The sequence below is a fragment of the Bradyrhizobium sp. CSS354 genome (assembly GCF_029051725.1).
Classification (GTDB): Bacteria; Pseudomonadota; Alphaproteobacteria; order Rhizobiales; family Xanthobacteraceae; genus Bradyrhizobium.
The window spans coordinates 543,521-569,026 of sequence record NZ_JAACFU010000006.1 but is presented as its reverse complement, the minus strand read 5'-3'; the positions used below and the strand labels follow the sequence as shown (position 1 = coordinate 569,026).

The 25,506-nt window shown below is 64.9% G+C and carries 20 protein-coding genes; 9 read left to right on the top strand and 11 right to left on the bottom strand.

Annotated elements, in window-relative coordinates:
- Positions 1-308: 308 nt before the first annotated feature.
- Genes GWG67_RS18245 through GWG67_RS18235 form a run of 3 tightly spaced genes read right to left on the bottom strand, consistent with a single transcriptional unit; the run spans position 309 to position 3,290 of the window.
- Positions 309-2,015: a S8 family serine peptidase gene (locus tag GWG67_RS18245; RefSeq protein ID WP_275170646.1), complete on the bottom strand. Its 1,707-nt coding sequence runs from the start codon at positions 2,013-2,015 to the stop codon at positions 309-311.
- Positions 2,016-2,028: 13 nt separating this feature from the next.
- Positions 2,029-2,724 (bottom strand): hypothetical protein, encoded by a 696-nt coding sequence (locus GWG67_RS18240; protein WP_275170645.1) that lies wholly within the window; start codon positions 2,722-2,724, stop codon positions 2,029-2,031.
- A complete protein-coding gene (locus GWG67_RS18235; RefSeq protein WP_007593582.1) occupies positions 2,721-3,290 on the bottom strand; it encodes a sigma-70 family RNA polymerase sigma factor in 570 nt (189 codons plus the stop codon). The genes GWG67_RS18240 and GWG67_RS18235 overlap by 4 nt, the downstream gene beginning before the upstream one ends.
- Before the next feature lie 434 nt (positions 3,291-3,724).
- On the opposite strand from GWG67_RS18235, the gene GWG67_RS18230 reads away from it, so the two are divergent.
- Together GWG67_RS18230 and GWG67_RS18225 are read left to right on the top strand one after the other, a co-directional pair.
- Complete coding sequence (locus tag GWG67_RS18230) at positions 3,725-4,882, top strand: GGDEF domain-containing protein (RefSeq protein ID WP_275170644.1); 1,158 nt, start codon at positions 3,725-3,727, stop codon at positions 4,880-4,882.
- A 63-nt stretch (positions 4,883-4,945) separates the two neighbouring features.
- Positions 4,946-6,049: a DUF2336 domain-containing protein gene (locus GWG67_RS18225; RefSeq protein WP_275170643.1), complete on the top strand. Its 1,104-nt coding sequence runs from the start codon at positions 4,946-4,948 to the stop codon at positions 6,047-6,049.
- Between the two features lie 10 nt (positions 6,050-6,059).
- Here the strand turns inward: GWG67_RS18225 and GWG67_RS18220 are convergent, their stop codons facing one another.
- A complete protein-coding gene (locus GWG67_RS18220) occupies positions 6,060-6,698 on the bottom strand; it encodes a DUF1109 domain-containing protein (RefSeq protein WP_275170641.1) in 639 nt (212 codons plus the stop codon).
- A 2-nt stretch (positions 6,699-6,700) separates the two neighbouring features.
- On the bottom strand, positions 6,701-7,246 hold the full coding sequence (locus tag GWG67_RS18215; protein ID WP_275170700.1) for a sigma-70 family RNA polymerase sigma factor: 546 nt from the start codon (positions 7,244-7,246) through the stop codon (positions 6,701-6,703).
- A gap of 292 nt (positions 7,247-7,538) precedes the next feature.
- Between GWG67_RS18215 and GWG67_RS18210 the strand changes: the two genes are divergently transcribed.
- From GWG67_RS18210 to GWG67_RS18190, 5 genes are all read left to right on the top strand, one after another.
- Positions 7,539-8,222: a hypothetical protein gene (locus GWG67_RS18210; protein WP_275170640.1), complete on the top strand. Its 684-nt coding sequence runs from the start codon at positions 7,539-7,541 to the stop codon at positions 8,220-8,222.
- Between the two features lie 136 nt (positions 8,223-8,358).
- Complete coding sequence (locus GWG67_RS18205; protein ID WP_275170639.1) at positions 8,359-9,138, top strand: enoyl-CoA hydratase; 780 nt, start codon at positions 8,359-8,361, stop codon at positions 9,136-9,138.
- 219 nt (positions 9,139-9,357) lie between these two features.
- Positions 9,358-10,755, top strand: coding sequence for a TolC family outer membrane protein (locus tag GWG67_RS18200; protein WP_275170638.1), 1,398 nt, complete (start codon positions 9,358-9,360; stop codon positions 10,753-10,755).
- A 25-nt stretch (positions 10,756-10,780) separates the two neighbouring features.
- A complete protein-coding gene (locus GWG67_RS18195) occupies positions 10,781-11,338 on the top strand; it encodes a hypothetical protein (RefSeq protein ID WP_275170637.1) in 558 nt (185 codons plus the stop codon).
- 52 nt (positions 11,339-11,390) lie between these two features.
- Complete coding sequence (locus GWG67_RS18190; RefSeq protein WP_275170635.1) at positions 11,391-12,353, top strand: amidohydrolase family protein; 963 nt, start codon at positions 11,391-11,393, stop codon at positions 12,351-12,353.
- Positions 12,354-12,355: 2 nt separating this feature from the next.
- Here GWG67_RS18190 and GWG67_RS18185 read toward each other — a convergent pair whose 3' ends face one another.
- From GWG67_RS18185 to GWG67_RS18175, 3 genes are all read right to left on the bottom strand, one after another.
- Positions 12,356-15,472 carry an efflux RND transporter permease subunit gene (locus tag GWG67_RS18185; protein WP_275170633.1) on the bottom strand — a complete coding sequence of 1,039 codons (3,117 nt, stop codon included), beginning with the start codon at positions 15,470-15,472 and terminating at the stop codon, positions 12,356-12,358.
- Between the two features lie 36 nt (positions 15,473-15,508).
- The gene (locus tag GWG67_RS18180; RefSeq protein WP_275170632.1) at positions 15,509-16,753 is read right to left on the bottom strand and encodes an efflux RND transporter periplasmic adaptor subunit; all 1,245 of its coding nucleotides are present in this window, start codon (positions 16,751-16,753) and stop codon (positions 15,509-15,511) included.
- A 145-nt stretch (positions 16,754-16,898) separates the two neighbouring features.
- On the bottom strand, positions 16,899-18,311 hold the full coding sequence (locus tag GWG67_RS18175) for a CoA transferase (protein WP_275170631.1): 1,413 nt from the start codon (positions 18,309-18,311) through the stop codon (positions 16,899-16,901).
- Between the two features lie 54 nt (positions 18,312-18,365).
- On the opposite strand from GWG67_RS18175, the gene GWG67_RS18170 reads away from it, so the two are divergent.
- A complete protein-coding gene (locus GWG67_RS18170; protein WP_092024185.1) occupies positions 18,366-18,653 on the top strand; it encodes a hypothetical protein in 288 nt (95 codons plus the stop codon).
- 174 nt (positions 18,654-18,827) lie between these two features.
- Positions 18,828-19,598 (top strand): SDR family NAD(P)-dependent oxidoreductase, encoded by a 771-nt coding sequence (locus GWG67_RS18165; RefSeq protein ID WP_275170630.1) that lies wholly within the window; start codon positions 18,828-18,830, stop codon positions 19,596-19,598.
- Positions 19,599-19,780: 182 nt separating this feature from the next.
- Here the strand turns inward: GWG67_RS18165 and GWG67_RS18160 are convergent, their stop codons facing one another.
- The 3 genes from GWG67_RS18160 to GWG67_RS18150 are packed head-to-tail and all read right to left on the bottom strand — an operon-like array spanning position 19,781 to position 25,423.
- Positions 19,781-23,149, bottom strand: coding sequence for an error-prone DNA polymerase (locus tag GWG67_RS18160; RefSeq protein ID WP_275170629.1), 3,369 nt, complete (start codon positions 23,147-23,149; stop codon positions 19,781-19,783).
- Positions 23,146-24,738 (bottom strand): DNA polymerase Y family protein, encoded by a 1,593-nt coding sequence (locus tag GWG67_RS18155; RefSeq protein WP_275170627.1) that lies wholly within the window; start codon positions 24,736-24,738, stop codon positions 23,146-23,148. The genes GWG67_RS18160 and GWG67_RS18155 overlap by 4 nt, the downstream gene beginning before the upstream one ends.
- Positions 24,635-25,423, bottom strand: coding sequence for an ImuA family protein (locus tag GWG67_RS18150; RefSeq protein WP_275170626.1), 789 nt, complete (start codon positions 25,421-25,423; stop codon positions 24,635-24,637). Before GWG67_RS18150 ends, GWG67_RS18155 begins: the two co-directional genes overlap by 104 nt.
- Between the last annotated feature and the right edge of the window lie 83 nt (positions 25,424-25,506).

The window sequence follows — 25,506 nt, the reverse complement described above, 5'->3', positions numbered from 1 at the left end:
ACAAGCATAGCGCGCTTGCGGCGTGCCGGCAGAGCGGTGGGGATGAGCGAGTCATGATCTCTCTACCGGAAGCTGATCTCATGCAGGGCTTCGAGGAATCGGACGTGCAAAAAGAAAAGACCCGTCCGGGGGGACAACCGGACGGGTCGAGCCATATGGGCGCTTGGGGTGGATGGGCGCTCGCGCCTGATATGACTTATGGGGAGGGATAACCGCTCCCACGTAATTTGGTCGTGGCAGCGGGCCGAACGTTCAATGCGGCGTTTGATTTTTCGACCTTCGCGCGGCGCGCAAAGTTGTCGCAGCCGCTATCGCGTCGCCGGACTATCCGCCTGAGAAACCGTGGCTTTATCCTCGGTGCTCGACAACGAGGGTTGCTCTAATGCGCGGATGCCGGGCCCGTCGCGACGCTTCCCGGTATCTTCACGTTTTGTTGTACCGGACGCGGCTGCGACCGGCGTCGCGCCGGCGGCGGGAACGGCCATGACCGCGGCAAACGCGTCGGCCTCGCCATCGCCGAAGAGATCGTCGCGCCCGGGTGAACCGAGGTCACGCGCCGTCTTCGCCAGCGTCGTGCGCAGCGCTTCCGGCTTCAAGGCGTAGTTGCGCTCGAGCAGCAGCGCCGCGACGCCGGAGACATAGGCGGCCGAGAACGAAGTACCCGACGTCATCTGGTATTTGCCGTCAGGCGCGGGGAGGAAGATATCGACGCCGGGGGCCGCGACCGCGATGTAGTTGCCACGGTTGGACGCGGTGAACAGCCTGTCCTGCTGGTCGGTCGCGCTGACCGCGATCACGTTGGGATTGGCGGCCGGATAGAGCGGCGGGGACTTCGCGCCGGCATTGCCGGCGGCCGCGATCAGCACCAGGCCACGCGCGGCGGTCGCGGCGATGGCCCGCTCGATCACCGCGTCTTTGGGGCCGGCAAAGCTCATGTTGACGATCTGCGCGCCATGCTCGGCGGCATAATTCAGCGAGCGCAAGATGATGTAGGACGAGCTCTCGGCCCCGCCGGTGGTGCCGCCGAAGGCGCGGATGGCGATGATGCGCGCCTCGGGCGCGCTGCCCATCAGCTTGGCATGCGCCACGATGGCGCCGGCAATTCCGGTGCCGTGAATGTGCGGGCCCTCGGCGATGCCGAGCGCATCGAAATTGTCGGCAATGGAATTGGCAAGTTCCGGATGTTGGACGTCGATGCCGGAGTCGATGACGGCAACCGTCACATTGGCGCCATGCGCCAGCGCATGTGCCTGCGGCAGCCTGAGCTTGGCCAGCGCATATTGCGCGGGATCTCCCTCGGTCGGCACCGACGATTTCTGGTCCTGGAGCATGTAGCGGAAATTCGGCTGGACCGAGCGCACGCTGCCGTCCGCCGCGAATTCGCGCCGCACCGTCGCGGAGGGCCGGCCGTCGGTGATGCGGAACAGTCCGAACGTTGCCCCGATCAGCGGAAAATTCTCGGAGGACACGCGGGTCAGGCCATGGCGGCGCGCAAGCTCATCGGCCTGCGTCGACGACAGCCCGGCATCGATCTCGGCAACGAATTCGTTGGCAAAGGTGCGCAAGTCCGCGGCGACGGGCGTGTTGTTGCCGCGCCCCCTCCCGGCGGTCTTCTTGCCCGATTTACTCGAGCCATCGCCGCCCGCGTTCTGCTGCGCCAGGCATTCGCCGGCGGCGTCGCGATAGGCCGCGGTACAGGCGGGATAGAGGTTCGGGGAGTAGCGCGCATAAGGCAGCACCGGCGTCGGCCCTATCCGCGCCGAAATCCTCGTCGTCACGATCGGACCTGGACCGCGGCCGACAGCCACCGCTCTGGCGGCAACACCGGGACTGACGCGTGCGGCGATGCCAGGTGAAATGGTCGGCATTCGGGAGGGGACGCTGATCGTGGGCGTGCGCATGATCGCCTGCGCCTGCGCAACCTCGACGCCGAGACAGGCGGCGAGCACAAGCGCGGCTGCGACCGACGAAGCCCAGGCCCCGGCTCTCACTCCATTTTCGGACTTGCGCGTCATCGGCTTGGAAGCGCTACGGCGCCGCGACGGCGAGGTTGACGAACTTCTCGCGCTGCATCTTGCCGAGCAGCGAGGCGAGTTCGTCCTGGCTCATCGCCTTGTCGAACTGGAGGCGGAACATGCCGCCCTTGGCATCACCGATGATCGAAGCCTGGTAGCCGTCGAGCAATGCCGTAATGTCGGCGACGCGCGCCTCGGGCGTAAAGCGCACCAGCGCGCGCGCCGGCGGGACGCTCGTGCCGAGGTCACGTGTGAGCGGAGCGCTGGTCGAGAGCGAAGCAGTCTGGAAGGTCGCAGTCTGGGTCTTCGTCAACACGGCGCCGATGATTCCGGCTTGCAGCACGAGCGCCATGGCGCCAAGGCTCGCCGACCAGGCCAGAGTGCGCGGCGACAGGCTCGCAAAGAAGGTGGCGATGCGCGCCGACAGCGGCAGCGAACCGGCCGCCCGCGCCGGCTCGGCGTCGATCGCTGCGAACAGCTTTTGCATCGCGCGCGCCGACGGAGCACCCAGGCTCTCGTTCAGATGAATGGTCTCTTCATACTCGCCGCGGATCGCGGCGTATTGCTTCGCGAGCTCCGGATCGCGCGCCAGCGCCTCGTCGACGCGGCGCGCATCGCGCGGGTTCAGCGTGCCGGCGGCGTGCCACGGCAGCAGCAGTTCAATTTCACCGGGCTCTTGCTCCAGCATCTTCTTGCTCAAAGCCATCATGGCCAGCCTCGCTCAATGCCGGCTGCCTTCAGCAGTTCGGCCAATTTCTTGCGCGCATAGAACAGGCGCGTCTTCACAGTGTTCTCCGGGATGCCAACGATTTCGGCCACCTCTTCCACGGATTTTTCGTGGTAGTAGACGAGATCGACGATTTCCCGATGATCCGGCGAGAGGCCCGTCAGACACTCCCGCAACGCTTCACTGGTATCCTTCTTCTGCACCGCCGTTTCCGGATTGTCGGACGTATCCTCGATCGCGTTCGCGGCGTCGTCGTCCAACTCAAAATCCTTCCTGCGCCGGAGCGCAGACAGGGCCTTGAATCGGGTAATGGCCAGCAGCCAGGTGGAAACGGCGGATCGGCCCTCGAACTTGCCGGCTTGACGCCAGACGTCGAGAAATACCTCACTGATGAGGTCTTCTGCCGCCTGCTCGTCCCGCACGAGCCGGAGGCCGAACCGATACACCCTGACATGGTGCCGCCCGTACAGCACCTGCATGGCGAGCCGGTCGCCTTGAGCGATCCTGGCGATCAGGATCTCGTCCGAAGCCGCTTGTGTCACGCTCAAAGGCCGTCTCGCAAGGTTGGTCGGGTCGATGCGGCAGACGGTTCGACGGGAGGGGTAAAATTCTTCAACCTACCGCAGTCGTACGGGGCGCTGTGTGATCTACCCCACATACGCGAAATTTCCTGTTGCCACCCGCGGCTGGGCGCCTCGCTCAAGAACGGTAACATAGTAATGAAGCACTTTCCTGCGCAATGCCGTCTCAGCATAGACGGTCCGACGTGCATGGAACCTTAGCAGCCTAGCACGACATATGTCTTCCGAAGCCCTGCTTTGGCTCGAACGCGTCGCACACGATGCCTAATCGCCGGCAAATTCCTGGAGCGGTCGACGTCCCGCGCTGCCGAGCTGCACAGCGTGGATTCGGTTTCGAAGGATACCAAACCTAAAGGCTTGGGACGTAGATTTTTGCGCTGACATCCACCATTGGCGGGACCATGAGCACGGCTGCGACGTCCTTTCCCGAGAGGAATGCCGCTGAGACCGCGGATCTCGCCCTGACGACCGAGGCAGCGGCACCCGAAGTCCTGGCGCGCCGGATCCGGCAGCGGCGCCAGATGTATGTCGGCCAGGTGGCGAGCTACTCGCTCGGCGCCTCCGTCCTGCTGCTCTACGCCTTTGACGGCGTGATCTCCATGGGCGTTCCGTCACTGTTCTGGCTCAGTGGCCTTCTGATCATCGGTACCTTCACCGTGCTGTCGGAAGCGGGCTTCGCCGACCGGTTCGAAGATCATTACCTCACCGTCTTCCAGATCTCGGCGCATATGACGCTGCAACTGCTGTTCCTGCTCGCGGTGCCGACAGTCGGAGTTGCGTTCCTGGCCGTGCTGTTTCTGATCTTCGCCTTCGGCACGCTTCGTATGACCTCGAGCCAGGCGATGCTCACCTGGGGTCTCGCCACGTGCGGGCTCGCCTTGGTCTTCCTCGCCTCGGACTTGCCAATCGGACTGCCGGTTGCGACCCAGCTGCAACGGGCCGCCTCTATGCTGTGCTTCGTGCTGGTAATCGGCCAGTGCGCCTTCCTCGGCCTGTTCGGTGCCACGCTGCGCAAGATCCTGTACCGGCGCAGCATCGAGCTGAAGGCCGCCTATCAGCGCATCGAGGAGCTGGCGGAGCTCGACGAGCTCACCGGCTCCTACAACCGCCGCTGCATCATGCGGCTTCTCGACGCCGAGATCGAAAACTCGCGGCAGACATCGAAGCCTTGCGCGATCGCGCTGATCGACCTCGACTGGTTCAAGCGCATCAACGACGCCCACGGCCATCCCGTCGGCGACGAGGTGCTGCGCACCTTCGCGATCACCATTTTCGCCAATATCCGCCCGGCCGACTGCTTCGGCCGCTACGGAGGCGAGGAATTCTTGCTGCTGCTGCCGGGGATGGACGGCGATGCGGCGTCGCGCATGCTCGATCGGCTGCGCGGCATCGTCGCCGATCTGGACTGGAGCGCATTCTCCCCGGGCATGCGCGTGACCATTTCCGCGGGCGTTGTGACGCTGCGCGACAACGATACTGCCGACACGTTTCTCGTGCGCGCCGACAGCGCGCTCTATTCCGCCAAGGCACAAGGGCGCAACCGCATTGCAACGAGCTGACCAATCCATTTTCTCCCGGCGCGACAGAAGCCGCTGCCGGGCCGACCGCTCCAGGACAGGGCAATGAGATCCAAATCCGCAAAATCATCCGAGAATTTGCTCGAAGAATTGCAAACCACGCTCTCGCACGGCACCGTTGCGCACCGGGTCGAGATGCTGCGCCGCGTCACGGACCTCTTCGTGGGCAATGCGGTAGATTATTCCGACGACCACGTTCGTGTGTTCGACGAGGTGTTCCAATGCCTGATCGAGCAGATCGAGACGTCCGCCAGGGCGCTGCTTGCCGAGCGCCTCGCACCGATCGCGGCTGCGCCGCCGAAGATCATCCGCACGCTCGCGCTCGACGAGGTGATCGAGGTTTCCGGCCCCGTGCTGTCGAAATCCGAACGGCTGGACGAGGCGACCCTGATCGAGATTGCGCGTACCAGGGGCCAGGCCCATCTCAAGGCGATCTCGCTGCGGCGGGTGCTGTCGGAAGCGCTGACCAACGTGCTGGTGACCCGCGGCGACGAGGACGTGGTGCAATCGACCGTCAGCAATCCGGGCGCGCAACTGTCCGAGGGAAGTCTCGCCGAGCTCGTGACCCGCGCCGAACGTGACGACGATCTCGCCAGCTGCATCGGCCTGCGGCCTGACCTGCCCCGCCATCATTATTTGAAGCTGGTCGCGAAGGCCTCCTTGGCCGTGCGCAGGACGCTGGAGGCCGCGCATCCGGAGCTTGCGGACGACGTGTCCAGCGTGGTCCAGGAAGCGGCCCAGCGGATCCGCGCCGCCGCCATGACCAGGCAGACCGAGAGGGCACGGGCGCTGGTGAAGTCGCTGCACGAGGACGGCCGCCTCACCGAGCTCCAGGTCGCCACCTTCGCAGAGCAGGGCAAGTTCGACGAGACCAATGCGGGGCTCGCAGCGCTTGCGGGCGTCGCGGTCGAGACCGCCGAGACCATGATGATCGAAAGCCGGGTCGAGGGCGTGATGATCCTCGCCAAGGTCGCGGCCATGCAATGGTCGAGCGTCCGCGCCATCATCGCCCTGCGCGAGAAGCTCTCAGGCGGCTCGCAGACCGACATGCTGGCGCTGCGCGACGCTTACGAGGCGCTGCGCAGCTCGACCGCGCAGCAGGTGCTGCGCTTCCACCGCATGCAGCAGGGTGCGACGCCGGCGGCGTAAAGCGGGCGAGCTAGTAGCGTAGGACCTTCGCCCCCGCCAGCGCGCCAATTGCCGTCACCAACGCGGTGGCGAGCGTGTACCAGGTCGCGACGAACAGCGGTGAGTCATCGGTGCAGTGCGAGGCGTACAGCGTCGCGGCGAGCCCGGCCGACACCAGGCCGGCGAGCGCACCGGCGAGCGCGGGGTTCGACGGCGCGCCGTGGCGCAGGCCGAACAGGGCCCCCGCAAGCAGCGGCAGCGACATCGCAGGGATTGCGAACAGGCACACCCTGGAATTCTTGCCCATCAATCGCATCGTCATCGGCGCGGCCGGCGCCATCATCGCCTCGCTGCCGATCGCCACCGCGAGCAGCCCGACGGGCAACAGCAGCAGCCAGCCCCAACCACGCAGCAAGGCTTCGGGACGCGACAGATGCAGGCTGACGATGATCGCAGGGATCGCGAGCGACAGCGTCACCGCGAACTTCATGTCGAAGAACGGGTTGCGCATCGCGCTCATCACGTCGTGACGCACACCGAGGAAGGTGGCGAAGATCAGGATCGACAGGGGCGCGGCGACCAGCAGCGCCATGGTCAGCACCGCGCCGACGCGCGGCGGGCGATGGGCGTTGTCGGCCGCGAGCGAGCGAATGAGTTGATCGGTATCCATGACTACTGGTCCCGCAGTTTGGCAGTCAGCGCCGCAAGTCCGCGATGCAGCGCGACCCGCACCGCGCCCTCGCTCATCGAATATTTCACCGCCGTGTCCTTGATCGAGGTGCTGTCGACCGCGATCGACTGCAACACGTCGCGCTGGCGTTGCGGCAGCGTCTTGAGCTGGCTGGCGACTTCGCCTGCCGAAGCCGTCTCCTGCGGCGCCTCGCCCGGCAGGATCTCGGCGAAATCGTCGATATTGACGAAGATCCGCCTGCCCCGTCGCCGCAGCATGTCGATCAGCTTGTTGCGGCCGATCGCAAACAGCCACGGGGCGAAGGGGGCTTCGCTGTCCCAAGTGTGCCGCTTCAGATGCACCGCCAACAGAATCTCCTGCACGATATCCTCAGCCTGGTCGGGAGGCTGCCCGGCCCGCGCCAGGCCACGCCTCGCGGCAGCGCGCAGCACAGGCGTGACCGCCTTCAACAGGCGATGATACGCCGCGTCATCGCCTGCCATGGCCGACCGCATCAGGCCGGTCCACTCGTCCTCACGTCCGCGCACGCGCGCCCTCACCATGCAATTCGGCCGCTCTTTCAGTTTGTTACGCCGGCAGCGGCAAGATCACGAATTCGTGATCTGTGCCTGGCCACGCGACCGAAGCGGCCGTCAGGATTTGCGACGGCTCTTAACACCGATCGGTCCCGTTCGCACCCCGTGGCCAGTCGCGACGGCAGCGGTTTGCCGCGCTTTTGCCCAGTGTGGCCCGAAGATTCCCATTTTCTGCCCCGCTGTGGTCACGCCCCAGGGTCTCTGTTCGGTCCCGGGACGGGCGGAATTTGGGGAGATCGTCAACATGATGAAAGCCAGCGGGCGCGCGGCCGTGATTCTCCTGGCCGGGTTTTTCTTGGCCGGGCTTTTCGTGCTGTTCGGGGGCGTTGCACAGGCGGCGCCGGGTTCAGCCGCAAGCAGCAAGTCGGACAGTGCAGGCAAACAGGCCGACGCGGTCAAGCCTAGCAAGCAGCAGCGGCGTCACACGTCGCGCCACCGCGACAGCACCAAGACGGCGCAGAAATCCGACGACAAGGCCGACAAGAAGGACGCCGCGGCAACCGCCGACGAGGCGAAGGCCGACAATCGTGACATGCCGGCGTCGAGCCAGATGCCGCCGGAAGTTGCGAACGCCAATGCGCAGCTCGCGGCCGCCGAAACACCGACAGCAGCTGCCGCTTCCGCAATGACGGGCCGCGCCAACGACAACGTCCAGGCAGCGGCCGATAATACCGCCGCCCCGAACGCCGAGAGCCAGGTCGTCCCACCCGATCAGCTCAACGACATCGACCGCGCCCTGCAACGGGACAACGCGCCGGCGCCGAAGGCGGTGATTGCCGCAACCGAGGCGCAGCCGCGTCCGGCACCGGTGATGGCAAGCAGCCAACAGAGTTCGGCCTGGGACCAGAGCTCCCTGATCGGAAAAATCTTCATCGGCGTCGGCACGCTGCTGACGCTGGCCTCCGCCGCGCGCATGTTCATGGCCTGATTGTGGCCTGATAGCCGTCCGGAACGCGGACCTCGCCGCGTGTCCCGGGCGCTCCTGCTCCGATGGCCTTGGCGCCTCTTGAAGCCCACCGCACGAGCGGGCACATTGCCCGCTCAACCAAAAGCGTGGGTGGAGCATGAGCACGTTCGAACACATCATCGTCGAAAGCAAAGGCGCGGTCGGCATCATCAAGCTGAACCGGCCGAAGCTGCTCAACGCACTCTCCTTCGGCGTCTTCCGCGAGATCGCCGCGGCAGTCGACGATCTCGAAGCGGATGACGCCATCGGCTGCATCGTCGTGACCGGCAGCGAGAAGGCATTTGCCGCCGGCGCCGACATCAAGGAGATGCAGCCGAAAGCCTTCATCGACATGTTCTCGGAGGATTTTGCCGCGATCGGCGGCGATCGGATCGCGCGCTGCCGCAAGCCGACGATCGCCGCAGTCGCGGGCTATGCGCTGGGCGGCGGCTGCGAGCTCGCGATGATGTGCGACTTCATCATCGCCGCCGACACCGCCAAATTTGGTCAACCCGAAATCACGCTCGGCACCATCCCCGGCATCGGCGGCACCCAGCGCCTGACCCGTGCGATCGGCAAGTCCAAGGCGATGGACCTTTGCCTCACCGGCCGCATGATGGATGCAGCCGAAGCCGAGCGCAGCGGCCTCGTCAGCCGCATCGTGCCGGCCGACAAGCTGATGGACGAGGTGATGGCCGCGGCCGAGAAGATCGCCGCGATGTCGCGGCCCGCGGTCGCGATGGCCAAGGAAGCGGTCAACCGCGCCTTCGAGACCACGCTCGCCGAGGGCATGAGCGTCGAGCGCAACCTGTTCCACGCGACCTTCGCGCTGGAGGACCGCTCCGAAGGCATGGCGGCGTTCATCGAGAAGCGCAAACCGGTGAACAAGAACCGGTAAGGAGGGGAGCGGTCAGGCTGGTGTAAGGCTCTGCCGCTTTCCCGCAGAATCCCTGTGATGTAGCTGCAACAAGCACGGAATACATGGGGGTTTCCCCCGCGGCAGTTTGCCTGCGAGACCTCGGCTGGTTAAACAGTTAAGAGAGCCGCCGTCGGCGGGGGCGGACAGCCGGGATTTGCGGATTACATGATTGGGCGTGCCGCCAGAGCTGGTCGCGTGATGACGCGGCATCGATCGGGCGTGGCTCCTGTGCTCGCGACATGGACCACACTGGCGCTCTGTTGCGCCCTGCCCTCCGCTGCACGGGCGGAAGCGCTCCCGGAGGCGCTCGCCAAAGCCTACCAGACCAATCCGCAGCTCAATGCCGAGCGTGCGCGGCAGCGCGCCACCGACGAGAACGTGCCGCAGGCCCTCGCCGGCTACCGGCCACAGATCGAGGCAAGCCTCAGCGCCGGGCTGCAATCGGTCCGCAATCTGCTGCCCAACAACACCATCCAGACCGCCAATCTGAAGCCATGGATCATCGGCGTCACCGTGTCGCAGACCCTGTTCAACGGTTTCCGCACCGCCAACAACGTGCGGGCCGCTGAACTCCAGGTACAGTCGGGCCGCGAGGCGCTGCGCAACGTCGGCCAGGGCGTGCTGCTCGACGCGGTCACCGCCTATACCAATGTGCTCGCCAACCAGTCGCTGGTCGAGGCGCAGCGCTCCAACGTCGCCTTCCTGCGCGAAACGCTTTCGGTCACCCAGCGGCGCCTCAACGCCGGCGACGTCACGCCGACCGACAGCGCCCAGGCCGAGGCGCGGCTCAACCGCGGGCTTTCCGATCTCAACGCCGCCGAAGTCGCGCTGGCGGTGAGCCAGGCGATCTACGCGCAAGTGATCGGCAATGCTCCGTCGCAGCTTCGGGTCGCCGAAGTCGTCGACCGCTATCTGCCGAAGAGCCGCGAAGACGCGCTGACGATGGCGATCCGCCAGCACCCGGCGGTGATGGCGGCGGGCTTCGACGTCGATGTCGCCTCCACCAACATCCGCGTCGCCGAAGGCGCGCTGCTGCCGAGCGCCAGCGTCCAGGGCAGCGCCAGCAAGAGCCGCAACAACGACCCGACGCTCGGCACCTTCGCCGAAGATCAGGCCTCGATCGTCGCCAATGTCACCGTGCCGATCTACGACGGCGGCCAGGCCGCCGCACAGACCCGGCAGGCCAAGGAAATCACGGCGCAGAGCCGGCTCGTGCTCGACCAGGTGCGCAACCAGGCGCGCACCGCGGCGGTCAGCGCGTGGGTTGCCAATGAAGGTGCCAAGGTCGCGGTCTCGGCCTCGGAGTCCGAAGTGAAGGCGGCGACCGTCGCGCTCCAGGGCGTGCAGCGCGAGGCCGCCGGCGGACAGCGCACGACGGTGGATGTGCTGAACTCGCAGGCCGATTTGATCCAGGCCAAGGCCCGCCTGATCGGCGCCAATCGCGACCGCGTGATCGCCTCCTACACGCTGCTCAGCGCCGTCGGCCATCTCGACGTCAAGACCTTGAGCCTGAACACGCCGGACTATCTGCCCGAGGTACACTACCATCAGGTCCGCGACGCCTGGCACGGCCTGCGCACGCCGTCCGGGCAGTAGTTTCAAATCGTCTGGCTTGCTGCCGATGAAAAGCTGCCGCATCCATCTGATGGGAGCTTCAGGCTCCGGCGTGACGACGATCGGCCGCGCGCTCGCTGGCCGGCTTGCGCTGCCGCATCACGACAGCGATGATTATTTCTGGCTGCCGACCGCGCCGCCCTACCAGACCACGCGCCCCGCCGCCGAACGTTTGCGGCTGATGCGCGAGATGTTTCTGCCGCGGCTCGATTGGGTGCTGAGCGGAACCGTCACCGGCTGGGGCGACGAGCTCATCCCAGTCTTCGATCTCGTCGTCTTTGTGACGACGCCGCGCGAGCTTCGCTTGAAGCGCCTGCGTGGGCGCGAGGCTACGCATTTCGGAGCGGATGCCGTCGCACGGGGCGGCTGGCGTCATGAGGAGGTGGAGTCGTTCGTCGATTGGGCCTCGCACTACGAAGCCGGCGATCGCGACGGCCGTAGTCTCGCAAAAGATGAGGCGTGGCTCGCGAAGCTGCCCTGCCCGGTCGTGCGCATCGACGGCTCACGCCCGCTTGCGGACCTCGTCGAGCAGCTATGCAGCGAAGCGCAGCGTCTGCCGGGCTGATGTGATACTGTCGCGACGCCACTGCCAGATAATAAAAACAGGGAGAGAAACCATGCTCAGCCGACGCAGCGTCCTGCTTGCCTCCCTTGCCGCCGGAGTTGCCATGTCGAACAAAGCCCACGCACGCGCGGCGCAGCCCGCGACGCCGGTCAATTTCGACGTCCCGGCCCATGCCTGCGACTGTCACACCCATATCCATGGCGATGTCGAAAAATTTCCGTTCTTCGCCGGACGCGTCTATACGCCCGAGCCGGCGAGCCCCGAAGAAATGGCCGCGCTGCACAAGGCGCTGCATATCGCGCGCGTGGTGATCGTGACGCCGAGCGTCTACGGCACCGATAACTCCTCCACCCTGTTCGGCATGAAGGCGCGCGGCGCGGCCGCGCGCGGGGTGGCCGTGATCGATGACAAGACGACCGAGGCCCAGCTCGACGCGATGCATGCAGACGGCTTTCGCGGTGTCCGCCTCAATCTTGCGACCGGCGGCGTTAACGACCCTAATGTCGGCCGGCCGCGCTTCACCGCCGCAGTCGAGCGCATGAAGGCACGCGGCTGGCACGTGCAGCTGTGCACCACGCTCCCCATGATCTCGGCAATCAAGGACCTCGTCGAGACGGCGCCCGTACCCGTTGTATTCGACCATTTCGGCGGCCTTGATGCTTCGCTCGGGCTGGAGCAGCCGGGATTTGCCGATTTGGTCGCGCTCGTGAAATCCGGCAAGGCCTATGTCAAGATTTCCGGCGCCTACCGCTCGTCGAAGCTCGCACCCGATTATCAGGACATGGTGCCATATGCCCGCGCGCTGATCGCGGCGAATGCGGACCGCATCGTCTGGGGCACGGACTGGCCGCATCCGGATTCGAGCCGTGTCGAGGGACGCAAGGCAACCGACATCGCGCCGCTCTACCAGATCGACGACGGCCGCCTGCTCAACCAGCTTCCGGTGTGGGCGCCGGATTCGGGTGTGCGCAAGAAGATCCTGGTCGACAACCCGGCGCAACTCTACGGATTTTGACGTCAGCGTGTGCGGCGGGAGAAGAAGGAGATCAGCACCGGCAGCGTCACCAGGATCACGATCGGGGCCAGCATCATGCCCGTTACCACGACCACCGCGAGCGGCTTCTGCACCTGCGAGCCGATGCCTTCCGACAGCGCGGCGGGCAACAGGCCGATGCCGGCGACGACGCAGGTCATCAGCACCGGCCGAAGCTGCAATTCGCCGGTGCGTATCACCGCGCTCATGCGGTCCATGCCCTCTTCGATGAGCTGGTTGAACTGCGACAGGATGATGATGCCGTCCATCACGGCGATGCCGAACAGCGCGATGAAGCCGATCGCCGCCGAGACGCTAAAGGCGGTGCCGGTGATCAAGAGACCGAGCACGCCGCCGAAGATCGCCATCGGGATCACGCTCATGGCGAGCAGCGTGTCGGTCATCGAGCCGAAATTGAACCAGAGCAGAACGCCGATCAGCGCCAGCGAGATCGGCACAACGATCGACAATCGCCGGATCGCGTCCTGGAGATTGCCGAATTCGCCGACCCAGTCCATGTGGGCGCCGGGCGGCAGCTGCACCTGATCGGCGATCTTCTGCTGCGCCTCGCGGATCGCGCTGCCGAGGTCGCGTTCACGCACCGAGAACTTGATCGGCAGATAGCGTTCCTGCTGCTCGCGATAAATGTAGGCCGCACCCGAGACGAGGCTGATGGTGGCGACCTCGCTCAGCGGGATCTGCGTGACGGTGCCGTTCGGTCCGGGCGCGCCGATCCGCAAATTCTGGATCGCCTCGGCGCTCCTGCGGAATTCGGGCGCGAGACGAACGATGATCGGGAAGTGGCGGTCGCTTCCCGCCTCGTAGATGTCACCCGCAGTGTCGCCGCCGATCGCGACTTTGATGGTGGCATTGATGTCGCCCGGTGCGAGGCCGTAGCGCGCGGCCTTGGCACGGTTGATGTCGATCTGGATGGTCGGCTGCCCGAGTGAGGTGAACACGGCAAGATCCGTGACGCCCTGCACGGTTGAAAGCACCGACTTGATCTTGTTGGCGGTGTCGGTCAGGGCCTGGAGATCGCTGCCGAACAGCTTGATCGAGTTCTCGCCCTTCACGCCGGAGACGGCTTCGGAGACGTTGTCCTGGAGATATTGCGAGAAGTTGAACTCGACGCCGGGGAAGCGATCGTCGAGCTGCTTGAGCAGCTGCGCGGTCAGCTCTTCCTTGTCGCGGGTGCCGGGCCATTGGCTGGCGGGCTTGAGCGGCGCGAAGAACTCGGCGTTGAAGAAGCCAGCGGCGTCGGTGCCGTCATCGGGGCGGCCGTGCTGCGACACCACGGATTCTACTTCAGGCCGCGCGCGGATCACCTTGCGCATCTCGTTGACGTAAGAGTTGCCTTCCTGGAGCGAGATGGTCGGCGGCAGCGTGGCGCGGATCCAGAGATTGCCCTCCTCCAGCTTCGGCAGGAATTCGAGGCCAAGCAACCGGCTGAGCGCAACCGTCATCAGCACGAGGCCGAACGCGCCACCGAGCATGATGCCGCGGTTGGCGACCGCCCAATTCAGCACCGGCATGTAGATCCGATGCAGGATCAGCATCACCCTGGTCTCGGTCTCCCTGACATGCGCGGGCAGGATGATCGCGGACAACGCCGGAGTGACGGTGAAGGTCGCAAGCAGACCGCCGGCCAGCGCGTAGGCGTAGGTGCGCGCCATCGGCCCGAAGATGTTGCCCTCGACGCCGGAGAGCGTGAACAGCGGCAGAAAGGCCGCGATGATGATCGCCGCGGCGAAGAAGATCGAACGGGAGACGTCGGCCGCCGCGCTGAGGATGGCGTGGCTTTTCATGCCGAACAGCGTCTCGGACGACATTTGCTCGGATTCCGACATCGGCGTCGTCTGCGTCAGGCGCCGGAAGATCGCCTCCACCATGATGACGGTGGCATCGACGATCAGGCCGAAATCGATCGCGCCGACCGACAGCAGGTTCGCCGATTCCCCGCGCAGCACCAGGATGATCACCGCGAAGAACAATGCGAACGGAATGGTGGCGCCGACGATCAGCGCACTGCGGAGATCGCCGAGAAAGATCCATTGCAGCAGCACGATCAGCAGAATGCCGATCACCATGTTGTGCAACACGGTGTGGGTCGTGAGGTCGATCAGGTCGCCGCGGTCGTAGATGCGTTCGATACGCACGCCGGGCGGCAGGATGCTGGAGTTGTTGATGGTTTGAACGAGTTGGTGGACGCGCTTGATGGTTGGCGAGCTCTGCTCGCCACGGCGCATCAGGACGATGCCTTGCACGATGTCGTCGGACTCGTCGAGGCCGGCAATGCCGAGACGTGGCTTCTGGCCGACGGTGACGGTGGCGACGTCCTTGACCAGAACCGGGTTGCCGTTGGTCTGCGAGACCATGGTGTTAGCGAGGTCGTCGATCGAGCGGATCAGGCCGACGCCGCGCACCACGGCCGATTGCTGACCGATATTGACGGTGTTACCGCCGACATTGACGTTGGAATTGCCGACCGCCTGGAGCAATTGCGGCAGCGTCAGACCGTTGGCGACCAGCTTGTTGAAGTCGACCTGGAGCTCGTAGGTCTTGCTCTTGCCGCCCCACCCGGTGACGTCGATTACGCCGGGCACCGAACGGAAGCGCCGCTGGAGGATCCAGTCCTGGATGGTCTTGAGGTCGAGCACGCTGTAGTTCGGCGGGCCGACGAGACGGTAGCGGAAGATTTCGCCAATTGGACTGAGCGGCGAGATCTGCGGCTGCACGTTGCCGGGCAGCGGCGCGAGCTGCGCCAGGCGGTTCAAGACCTGCTGCAACGCCTCGTCATAAGTGTAGGCAAAGGAGAACTGCAGTTTGACGTCGGAGAGGCCGTAGAGCGAGATGGTGCGAATGGTCGTCAGGTTCTTCAGGCCCGCGACCTGGGTCTCGATTGGAATCGTGATGTAGCGCTCGATCTCCTCGGCCGACAGGCCCGGGCTTTGCGTCACGATGTCGACCATCGGCGGGGTCGGATCGGGGTAAGCTTCGATGTTGAGCTGGTTGAACGCAATCAGGCCGCCGATGAGCACGGCGACGAACATCCCGACCATCAGGAAGCGCCGGTTGACGGCAAGGGCGACGAGGCGATCCATTCAGGTCTTCAGCTTGTCTTTTTTCCGGCCAGTCGATCAGCTGCCGGACGCCGCGCGGTCGATGAACAGGCTGCCTTTGGTGACCACCTGCTCGCCGGGCTTCAGATTACTGGTGACCTCGACGAGATTGCCATTGATGAGACCGATCTTGATCTCGCGCAGCTCGACCGACTTGTCCTCGCGTGCGACCCAGAGGCGGACCTTGTCGGCTTCGTAGATCAAGGCCTGCTTCGGTACCGCCGGAGCGGCGCGGTCGCCGGACGAATAGATCGTGACGTTGGCGAACATCTCGGGCTTCAGCAGGCCGTCCTTGTTGTCGATGGTGGCGCGGACCAGTAGGCGGCGGGTGTTCGGATCGATCGCGGCGGCGACGTAGTTGACCTTGGCGGTCAAGGGGCGGCCCGGCAGCGCCATGACGTTGACGGCGATGTCCTGTCCGATGCACACGGCAGCCGCATCGCTCTCGCGCACGAAGGCGGTGAGCCAGACCGTGGAGAGATCGCCGACCACGAAGACCGGATCGCTGGCGCCGGAATTGACGTACTGGCCGGGGCCGATCTTACGCTGCACGACCGTGCCCGCGATCGGCGAATAGATCGTGACTTCCGGATTGATGACGCCCTTGTCCTGGAAGGCCTTGATAGTCTCATCAGTGAAGCCGAGAATCCGCAGCTTGTTGCGCGCGGCTTCCAGCGCCGTCATCGAGGAGCGCATGTCGTTCTGCGCCTGAACCTGGGTCGCTTCCGCCTGCTGATAGTCCTTCAGGGGGATGGCATGGCCCTCATAGAGGTCCTTGGCGCGCTTGAACTGGATGTCGGCAAGATCGATCGCCGACTTTGCCTTGTTCTGCGAGCTCATCGCCGCAATGAAATCGTTCTGGGCCTGCACGGTGTCGGCGGCCTCGATTGTGAACAGCGGTTGACCTTGCTTCAGCACCTCGCCGGGCTTGGCGAGCAGCTTGGTCACCCGCCCCGCATAGGGCGAAAACACCGGCGTCGAACGGTCCTCGTCGACTGCGACCTTGCCCTCGGTGACATACTCGGCGCGGAAGGTCTTGGCCTTGACCGGCTCGATCGTCAGCGTCGCCCATTCCGACGGCGTCGGCGTGAAGTTCTGCGCATTCCTGCGCGACTGGCTGGAGATCTCGGAGTGGTTCTTCTCCTTGGCTCCAGTATGGAGGAAGCCGTAGGCCCCGGCACCGGCAAGAGCTAGTAAAATTACGGATGTAATCACCCGTTGTTTTGTAAGCACCTGCAATCGCTTGGTATTTTCAACTACCATGGGGCCCGGTCATGTCTGCGATGATACCGGCGGATGCCTGCCTCATCGGTCGCGCTAATAGTGCCGAATTGTAATTTCAAACAACCTAAAAAACGCCGGGCGCCTTTCCGTTTGCGTTAAAAATTTGCGACGTGTCAGCTTCACGTCAGCTTGTCACCGGCCACTCTGCCGGATGACTGCCGAGCGGCATCGCCGGACGGCTCCATTGCGCCGGCGTCTTCGACAGCAGCGCTGAATGGCGCACCGCCTTCAACGTGCCGAAGCCAGATGGCATGCTCTCGATGAATGCAGCATGTACGGCCTCGCCCGTAATATCCGGGGTGTTCAGGCCATTTTCGAGCCGTCCGAGATTCCACAGCCAGCGCCCGGTCTGGGCTAGCGACACACGCACGTGCCAGCTGCCGCCTTCGCGGACCTGGCGGGCCTTGGCCATCATCGCGCCGAACGCCATCAGATAGCCGGTGGCGTGGTCGAGCATCTGCGCCGGCAATTCCTTCGGTCCATCGATGCCGGCGGCCTCTCCCTCAGCATGGTTGAAGCCCGTCGTGGTCTGCACCAGCGAATCGAAGCCGCGCCGTTCCGCCCAGGGACCGGCATGGCCATAGGCCGATAGCGTTACGTAGACGATGCCGGGATTAATTGTCGCTGCGTCCTCCGGCGTAAAGCCGAGAGCGGCGAGCGCGCGCGGGCGATAGCCTTGCGAGAAGATATCGGCGTCTCTCAAGAGCTCACGCAACTGCGTACGCCCGGCCTCGCTCTTTAGCTCGATGAAGGTGGTGAGCTTGCCGCGGCCGGTGTCGATGGTTAGCCACGGAATCGCCGGCAGCGCGGGGCCCGACACGAGCAGCACATCCGCGCCGTGCGCGGCGAGCGTGCGACCGGCGACGGGGCCCGCGATAACGCGAGAGAGGTCGAGCACGCGCAGGCCCGCGAGCGGGCGATCGCCTTGTGGCAGTCGTTGCGGCCATGGCTTCGGCGGGGCCTCGCCGATCTTCTCGATCGAGACCAGCGGCAATTCGGCGAGCGCGCGGGCCTGCGGCAGCGCCGACCATTCGTCGTAGGAGCGCATCAGCGCAACGACGCCGCCCGCTGCGTAGGCCGCGGTCTCGAAATCCTCGCCCTTCCATTGCATCAGCGCGGCCTGCACCTTCTCGCGCTCGGGCTCGCAGCCGAGCACCTTGCAGACGGCGTCGCGATGATGCGGGAAATTGGTGTGGCAGCGGACGAAGCGGTTGTCGCCGGTTCTGTAGACGCCGGCGATGGCGTCCCAGGCGGGCGGCGGCGGCTTGTCGTCGACGCGCAAGTAGCGCTCGGAGCGGCATTCGGCGACGGCATGGCGCAGGTCAACGCTAACGTCCTGCGCCTCGCCGCCGCGCAATCTCCAGATTTCGGCGGCGGCGAGGCCGGCGGCTGCTATCGTCGTCTGGCCGGCAATTGCGACGCGAAACGAAGACGGGATTTGCGGCTCCTCGCCCATCAACCGCACGCGCGCAAGCGCGGCGGCGTCACCGCCGGCGGAGGTCCAGATGCCACTGAGAATCTCGGCGGGGCTTTGCATGACCCTTCTCTCCCTCTAGTTTGCGACCATCGCATTAGCACACAAGGACATGCAATGGCCGCCATCGATCCTCTCACTGCAGGCGCCGTGTTCATCGCAACGGCGGCCACCGACGCGGTCTATGTCATGTTCACCTCGGCCGTGATCGCGCGCAAGCGCGTGCCTGCGGCGAACTGGAGCGCGGTCTGGTACATGCTCTCGTCCTATGCGGTGATCAGCTACACCGAAAACGCGTTCTATGTGGCTTTCGCGGCGATCGGCTCCTGGGCCGGCGCCTACGCCTCACTGACATTCCTGCACCGCCCGCCCGGCGGCCCGCCGGTGGGCGCGGCACCGGAGTGAGGGCCGCTGCTTCCACACCGTCATTGCGAGCGAAGCGAAGCAATCCAGAGTCTTTCCGCGGTGACAGTCTGGATTGCTTCGTCGCAAGAGCTTTTCGCAATGACGATGTGGAGGCTTTTGGGCGTCCCTCGAAACAGCTACACTCGCTGCGACCAACAAGAAGGAAAACCAACAATGGATCTCGGTCTCAAAGGCAAGAACGCCGTCGTGCTCGGCGGCACGCGCGGCATCGGGCGGGCGATTGCGGTGACGCTGGCCGGCGAAGGCAGCAATGTCGCGGTATGTGCACGCAACGCCAATCAGGTTGCCGCCACCGTTACGGAGTTGAAGGCCAGCGGGATCCGCGCGACCGGCGGCCCGGTCGATGTCACCGACGGCGCGGCGCTGAAATCCTGGATCGAGGGCGCGGCAAAGGAGCTTGGCGGCATCGACATGCTGTTCTCCAATGCGGGCGCGATGGCGCAGGGCCATGATGCCGCATCGTGGGAGCAGAATTTTCGGCTCGACCTGCTCGGCGCGGTGCATGCGTTCGACGCCGCGCGGCCGTTCCTCGAGGCCAGCGGCGACAAGGGTGGCGACGCCGCCTTCGTGATCATCTCATCGATCTCCGCGGCGCAAGCGGACACGGCGAGCTCCTACGGCCCGATCAAGGCGGCGTTGATCCACATGGCCAAGGGACTGGCGCGGCAATATGCGAAGAAGAAGATCCGCGTCAACGTGGTCTCGCCCGGCACGGTCTATTTCAAGGGCGGTGTCTGGGAGATGATCGAGCAGAACATGCCCGAGCGCTACAATGATGCGATGAAGCGTAACCCCACCGGCCGCATGGCGACGCCGCAGGAAATCGCGAGCGCAGCGGTGTTTCTGGCGAGCCCGGTGTCGGGGTTCACCACGGGCTCCAATCTGGTGGTGGACGGCGCGATCTCGAACCGGGTGAATTTTTGAGGCGGGCACGCGCGTCCCTGCCAGTTTCGTCATCCTGAGGTGCGAAGCTTGCGATGCAAAGCATCGCAAGAAGAGCCTCGAAGGATGAACGGCCCGGATGCAGCCGGGCCGTCGCCCTTCGAGGGCCGCTGAAGAAGCGGCCACCTCAGGGTGACGGTGCGAGAGGGGCGCGGCCCACACCCTCAATGAAAATCCCGCGACGGCGGCAGGATGCGGACGTTGCGGGGGTGGCGAAGTTTTTGCGCGGGCGCATCCGGGTGGGCGCGGGGATCGTCGTTGAGCGGTTCGATCGGGGCGGCGCCTGCCGGCACCGGATGCTTGCGGCCGAGGGCGTCGTTGGCGAGGCCGACCAGATCGTGCGAACGGTCGACCATGCGCTGGGCAATGAGGTGCGTCACCTTTTCGGGGCTGCTCTGGATATAGCCCTCGACCAGGATGAGGCGCGCGCCCATCACCTCTTTCCGGTACTGCTCCATGATTTTCGGCCATACCACGACATTGGCGATGCCGGTTTCGTCCTCCAGTGTCATGAACACGACGCCGCTGGCGCTGCCCGGCCGCTGCCGTACCAGCACGACGCCGGCACAGCGGACGCGGCGCCGCTCGTTGTCATGATTGATGTCCTTGCAGGCGACGATGCGCTCGCGCGTAAACATCTCGCGCAAAAATTCCATCGGATGGCCCTTGAGTGAAAGGCGAATGGTCTGGTAGTCCGCGACCACCTGTTCGGCGCGCGGCATCACCGGCAACGGCCTGGCTTGCTCGTCCGGCTGCTCGCGTGCGGTGGCCACCTCGAACAGCGGCAGCGGCACATCATCGGGCAGGCGCCGCACCTGCCACAGCGCCTCGCGGCGGTCGAGCCCGAGCGAACGGAACGCGTCGGCATCGGCGAGCAGGATCAGCGCGCGCTTGGGCAGTCCGGTGTCGCGCGCGAAGTCTTCCAGAGAGGTGAAGGGCCGGCGGTTGCGGGCGACGACGATGCGGTCGGCCCAGTCGGGCGCTCTCTCCACATTTTCATTCCGAGGCGCGCCTCTTTTCAGCCTTTCCTCATCCTCATCGAGCCAATGAAAACCGTCGATCTGGCGGAAGCCCAGTCGCACGGCGCAATATTTGCCACTTCCTTCTTCAAGCGTGTTCTGCGCAAAGCTGTAGGACACATCGATATCGCGCACCTCGACGCCGTTCTTGCGAGCGTCGCTGACGATCTGCGCCGGGGCGTAAAAGCCCATCGGCTGCGAGTTCAGGAGGCCGCAGCAGAATGCATCAGGGTGATAATGCTTCAGCCATGAGGAGATGTAGACAAGCTGCGCGAAGCTTGCGGCATGGCTCTCCGGAAAGCCGTAACTGCCAAAACCCTTGATCTGTTCGAAACAGTTTCTGGCAAAATCAGGCGCATAGCCGCGCGCGATCATGTTGCCGATCATCTTGTCTTCGAACTTGCCGATGGTGCCGACATTGCGGAACGTCGCCATCGCACGGCGCAGGCCGTTGGCCTCCTCGGCCGTGAACTTCGCGGCTTCGATCGCGATCCGCATAGCCTGTTCCTGGAACAAGGGCACGCCGAGTGTCTTGTGCAGCACTCTGTAAAGCTCGTCCTTGTCGCCATGCTCCGGTGACGGCGATGGATAGTTCACTTTTTCCAAGCCGTTCCGCCGTCGCAAATAGGGATGCACCATGTCGCCCTGGATCGGCCCCGGCCGCACGATCGCGACTTCGATCACGAGATCGTAGAAGGTCCGTGGCTTCAGGCGCGGCAGCATGTTCATCTGCGCGCGGCTCTCGACCTGGAACACGCCGAGCGATTCCCCTTCACACAGCATGTCGTAAACCTTGGGATCGTCCTGCGGGACGCTCGCCAGCATCCAGCGTTCGCCCTTGTGCTGTTCGATCAGATCAAAGCACTTGCGGATGCAGGTCAGCATGCCCAGCGCGAGCACGTCGACCTTCATCATGCTGAGCGCGTCGACATCGTCCTTGTCCCATTCGATGAAGGTGCGATCATCCATCGCGGCATTGCCGATCGGCACATAGGTGTCGAGCCGGTCTTGCGTGAGCACATAGCCGCCGACATGCTGGGACAGATGACGCGGGAATTCGATCAGCTCGGTCGCGAGTTCGACCGCGAGGTTGATCATGGAATTTTGCGGATCGAGGCCGGCCTGCCTGACCTGCATGTCGTTGAGGCCCTTGCCCCAGCTTCCCCAGACGGTGTCGGCGAGTGCGGCGGTGACGTCCTCGGTCAGGCCCAGCGCCTTGCCGACGTCGCGGATGGCGCTGCGCGGGCGATAATGAATGACGGTGGCGATGATCGCGGCGCGATGGCGGCCGTAACGACGGTAGACATATTGCATCACCTCCTCGCGTCGCGAATGCTCGAAATCGACGTCGATATCGGGCGGCTCCAGCCGCTCCTTGGAGATGAAGCGCTCGAACAGCAGATCGACCTTGGTCGGGTCGACCGATGTGATGCCCAGTACGTAGCAGACCGCCGAATTCGCCGCCGATCCCCGCCCCTGGCACAAAATGTTCTGGCTGCGGGCGTAATGCACGATGTCGTGCACGGTGAGGAAGTAATGCGCGTATTTCAGCTCGGCGATCAACGCGAGTTCTTTCTTCAGGGTGGCGCGCAGCTTGTCGTCGATCTTGCCGCCGAAATATTTGTCGACACCGGCCCAGGTCAGATCCTCCAGATGCCCCTGCGCGGTCTTCCCCGGCGGCACCGGCTCATCCGGATACTGGTATTTGAGCTGATCGAGCGAGAAGGTGATCTTGTCCGCAAAGCGCATGGTCTCCGCGATAGCCTCGGGAAAATCGCGGAACAGCCGCGCCATCTCCCTGGGCGTCTTCAGAAACCGCTCTGCATTGGCTTCCAGCTTCCGGCCGACCGCCTCGATCGTGGTTTTCTCCCGGATGCAGGTCAGCACGTCCTGGAGGGGACGGCGCGCGGGATGGTGATAGAGCACCTCGTTGGTCGCCAGCAGCGGCACTTTTGCTTTTGCGGCGAGACCATCGAGCTGCGCGAGGCGGCGGCGGTCGTCGCCGCGATAGATCAGGCTTGCCGCCAGCCACACGCCCTCGGCGCGACTTGCCTTCAGCCTGGCGAGGATGTCCTGCGCTTGCGCCGCATCGAGACGATGCGGCAGCGTCAGGATCAGGAGCTGGCCTTCGGAAAACGCAAGGAGGTCGGCGAAGGTGAGATGGCATTCGCCCTTCGCGATCCGCGTGATGTCGTCGCCGCGCTTGCCCCTGGTGAGAAGCTGACACAGCCGGCCATAGGCGGCGCGGTCGCGCGGATAGACCAGAATATCGGGCGTACCATCGATGAAGACGATGCGCGTGCCGATCAGCAGTTTTGGCTTGTGCAGCACCTCGTCATTGTCGAGCTCCTTGTAGGCCCGCACCACGCCGGCGAGCGTGTTGTGATCGGCGATGCCGATCACGGGAATGCCGAGTTTGCCGGCCTGATGCACATAGGCGCGCGGATCCGAGCCGCCGCGCAGGAAGGAGAAATTCGTGGTGATGCCGATCTCGGCATAGGCGGGCGTGTTCATGCGAAGAGACCGTGCACATACCAACCGGGAGGAACGGGCTTGCCGTCGCGGTCGAAGCACTCCCCCTCGTAAAGACCGTCGCGAAAGATCCAGAAGCGAAGGCCCTCGGCATCCTCGATACGGAAATAGTCCCGCGTCAGTTGCTTGCCGTCCTGCCGCCACCATTCCATGGCGATGCGCTCGGGGCCTTCCACCCGCACCACCGCATGCTGCGCGCGGCGCCAGGTGAATTGATGCGGCGGCCCGTCGGGCACGGTCGCGAACGGCACATTGATCGGCTCAGGCTTGTCGAACAGCCGCAACGGACGCAATGGCGGCTCGGTCTCGGTGCGCGCGGGCCATTCGGCCTGCATCGCCACGGCGAGATGATGCTGGGCAGGCGCGGCCAGCACCGCACATTCGGGGATATGGGTATCCTCAGGCAGATGCACGACGACGCGCTTTCCGCCGATGCGCGCGGCGATGCGGTCGATCAGCGCGGCAAGCTCATCATTGTCGTGGACGTGGGCGTCGAGATCGCGCTGCTCCTGCACCACGATCTCGGTGCGGCTTGCCGACAGCCGAACCATGTCGAAGCCGAAGCCGGGATCGAGGGGATCGGCGAGCGCATCGAGGCGCTCGCGGAACAGCCGGTCGACGACTTTGCTTTGCGTCACGGGACGTCCGGTCTCGACCATGATGGCACGCACCGCGCCGTCGGTACGGAAGAAGGCGGCCTCCAGCCGTCGCGCGCCCTTGCCCTGCTTCTCCATCGACGCGATCAACGTGTCCGCCAGGCGCGACAGCGTCATCGCGATCATGGTGTCGGTCGCGATCGGCTCGGCAAAGCGTTTCTCCACGATGTAATCGGGCAGCGGCTTTCGTGGATTGATTGGCGCATCGCCCTGCCCCAGCGCATGCGCGAGCAGCGTGGAGAACCGTGCGCCGAACCGCGCCGTGATTTCGCTCGGCGTTCGCGAGGCGACATCGCCGATGGTCTTCAGGCCGGCGCGGCGCAGACCGGTGCTGATGGCCTCTCCCGCACCAAGCGCGGACACTGGAAACCGGCTGATTGCCGCCGCCTCCCCGCCATCGGCAACGATGGTCCCTGAAGATTGCCGCGTCAGCGTGCGCGCGCAGACCGAGGTGCCGGCGATCGCCGCGCTGACGGCAAAGCCCTGGCGATCGAGGGCACGGACAAGGGTTGGCAACAGCGCAGCCTCGCCGCCGAACAGATGCGCGCAGCCGGTGATGTCGAGGAACAGCCCGTGCGGCGGATCGAGCGCCACCAGCGGCGTGAAGCGGTCGCACCAGTCGGCGATGTCGCTGATCGTCTTGGCATCGGCCACGGCATCGGCGTCGAACACCTTTAGATCCGGACACATCGCCCGGGCATTGGCCAGGGGCTGGCCGACATACAGACCGAGGCGCTCGGCCGCCTCGTCCAGCGCATGGATCACCAGCGCGTTGCTGTCCTTGATGACGACAATGCTCGGATCATTGGTTCTACCCAGCCCGACGTTGCCGAAGAACCGCTGGATCCGATCGATGGGCAGGCGCGGCAGCCACAGGCTGAGGATACGCCGACGATTCAGAGAACTGGCACTCATCACATTTCCATTCCATGATCCACCGGCCGCACGGGCCGTGACGATTGCGCAGGAGCTCGGCATCGAAGCGCGGCGCCCCCCAGGCACTCCACATCGCGCCCGGCGGCGAATGCGCCGCGCGAAGCATCCATCTGGTCTCGGCGGTCGAGGGCAAGGGTTGCGCGGCCATCCGCAGCAGCAAACCGGTGACACCGGAAGATTGCGCAGCCAGCGTCAGCTTGCGGCTCGCCACGAGATCGAACTGCCTGGTCTCACCCCAGAGCTCGAGCACGACCGCACCCAGCGCGTCGCAGGCGAGCGCATCTGCCGAAGTCCGTAGTGCACTCTCCACGTCGGCGGCGCGCACCATCACCATCCGGCGCGGATCGAGGCCGATCTCGGCGAGCCCGCTCATCGACAGCGCGCCGGCTTCAATCTCTGAAAAATCCTGCCGCACCCACAGCAGCGGCTTGCGCGCCGTCACGCGCCCCGCAAGTCCCGTGACAAAGCCCGTCGCGGCGGCGCCCTGACGTCCCTCGCAAAACACCTCGTGGATTGCCGCGCGCGCGAGCCCGCCCTTCAGCGCGCTGTCCACTTCGCTATGGCCGAGCGCGACACGGTCGCGATTATGCACGACCTCCGCCGTCTCGATGCGCTCGATCTGGCCGCGCAAGGCTGCAAGCGCGCTTGTTCGTGCGCCGCTCATATACGCCGCTCCTCAAGGGTGATTGCCGGTGGCTCTCAAAAAGAGAACCAGCGGCTAGCTCATTTGTTCATGATATGTTCTAA

Excerpts from the sequence above, each read along its gene's own strand:
- GWG67_RS18245 (WP_275170646.1), bottom strand. The coding sequence starts at position 2,015 with ATGACGCGCAAGTCCGAAAATGGAGTGAGAGCCGGGGCCTGGGCTTCG.
- GWG67_RS18240 (WP_275170645.1), bottom strand. The coding sequence starts at position 2,724 with ATGATGGCTTTGAGCAAGAAGATGCTGGAGCAAGAGCCCGGTGAAATT.
- GWG67_RS18230 (WP_275170644.1), top strand. The coding sequence starts at position 3,725 with ATGAGCACGGCTGCGACGTCCTTTCCCGAGAGGAATGCCGCTGAGACC.
- GWG67_RS18225 (WP_275170643.1), top strand. The coding sequence starts at position 4,946 with ATGAGATCCAAATCCGCAAAATCATCCGAGAATTTGCTCGAAGAATTG.
- GWG67_RS18220 (WP_275170641.1), bottom strand. The coding sequence starts at position 6,698 with ATGGATACCGATCAACTCATTCGCTCGCTCGCGGCCGACAACGCCCAT.
- GWG67_RS18210 (WP_275170640.1), top strand. The coding sequence starts at position 7,539 with ATGATGAAAGCCAGCGGGCGCGCGGCCGTGATTCTCCTGGCCGGGTTT.
- GWG67_RS18205 (WP_275170639.1), top strand. The coding sequence starts at position 8,359 with ATGAGCACGTTCGAACACATCATCGTCGAAAGCAAAGGCGCGGTCGGC.
- GWG67_RS18200 (WP_275170638.1), top strand. The coding sequence starts at position 9,358 with ATGACGCGGCATCGATCGGGCGTGGCTCCTGTGCTCGCGACATGGACC.
- GWG67_RS18195 (WP_275170637.1), top strand. The coding sequence starts at position 10,781 with ATGAAAAGCTGCCGCATCCATCTGATGGGAGCTTCAGGCTCCGGCGTG.
- GWG67_RS18190 (WP_275170635.1), top strand. The coding sequence starts at position 11,391 with ATGCTCAGCCGACGCAGCGTCCTGCTTGCCTCCCTTGCCGCCGGAGTT.
- GWG67_RS18185 (WP_275170633.1), bottom strand. The coding sequence starts at position 15,472 with ATGGATCGCCTCGTCGCCCTTGCCGTCAACCGGCGCTTCCTGATGGTC.
- GWG67_RS18180 (WP_275170632.1), bottom strand. The coding sequence starts at position 16,753 with ATGGTAGTTGAAAATACCAAGCGATTGCAGGTGCTTACAAAACAACGG.
- GWG67_RS18175 (WP_275170631.1), bottom strand. The coding sequence starts at position 18,311 with ATGCAAAGCCCCGCCGAGATTCTCAGTGGCATCTGGACCTCCGCCGGC.
- GWG67_RS18170 (WP_092024185.1), top strand. The coding sequence starts at position 18,366 with ATGGCCGCCATCGATCCTCTCACTGCAGGCGCCGTGTTCATCGCAACG.
- GWG67_RS18165 (WP_275170630.1), top strand. The coding sequence starts at position 18,828 with ATGGATCTCGGTCTCAAAGGCAAGAACGCCGTCGTGCTCGGCGGCACG.
- GWG67_RS18160 (WP_275170629.1), bottom strand. The coding sequence starts at position 23,149 with ATGAACACGCCCGCCTATGCCGAGATCGGCATCACCACGAATTTCTCC.
- GWG67_RS18155 (WP_275170627.1), bottom strand. The coding sequence starts at position 24,738 with ATGAGTGCCAGTTCTCTGAATCGTCGGCGTATCCTCAGCCTGTGGCTG.
- GWG67_RS18150 (WP_275170626.1), bottom strand. The coding sequence starts at position 25,423 with ATGAGCGGCGCACGAACAAGCGCGCTTGCAGCCTTGCGCGGCCAGATC.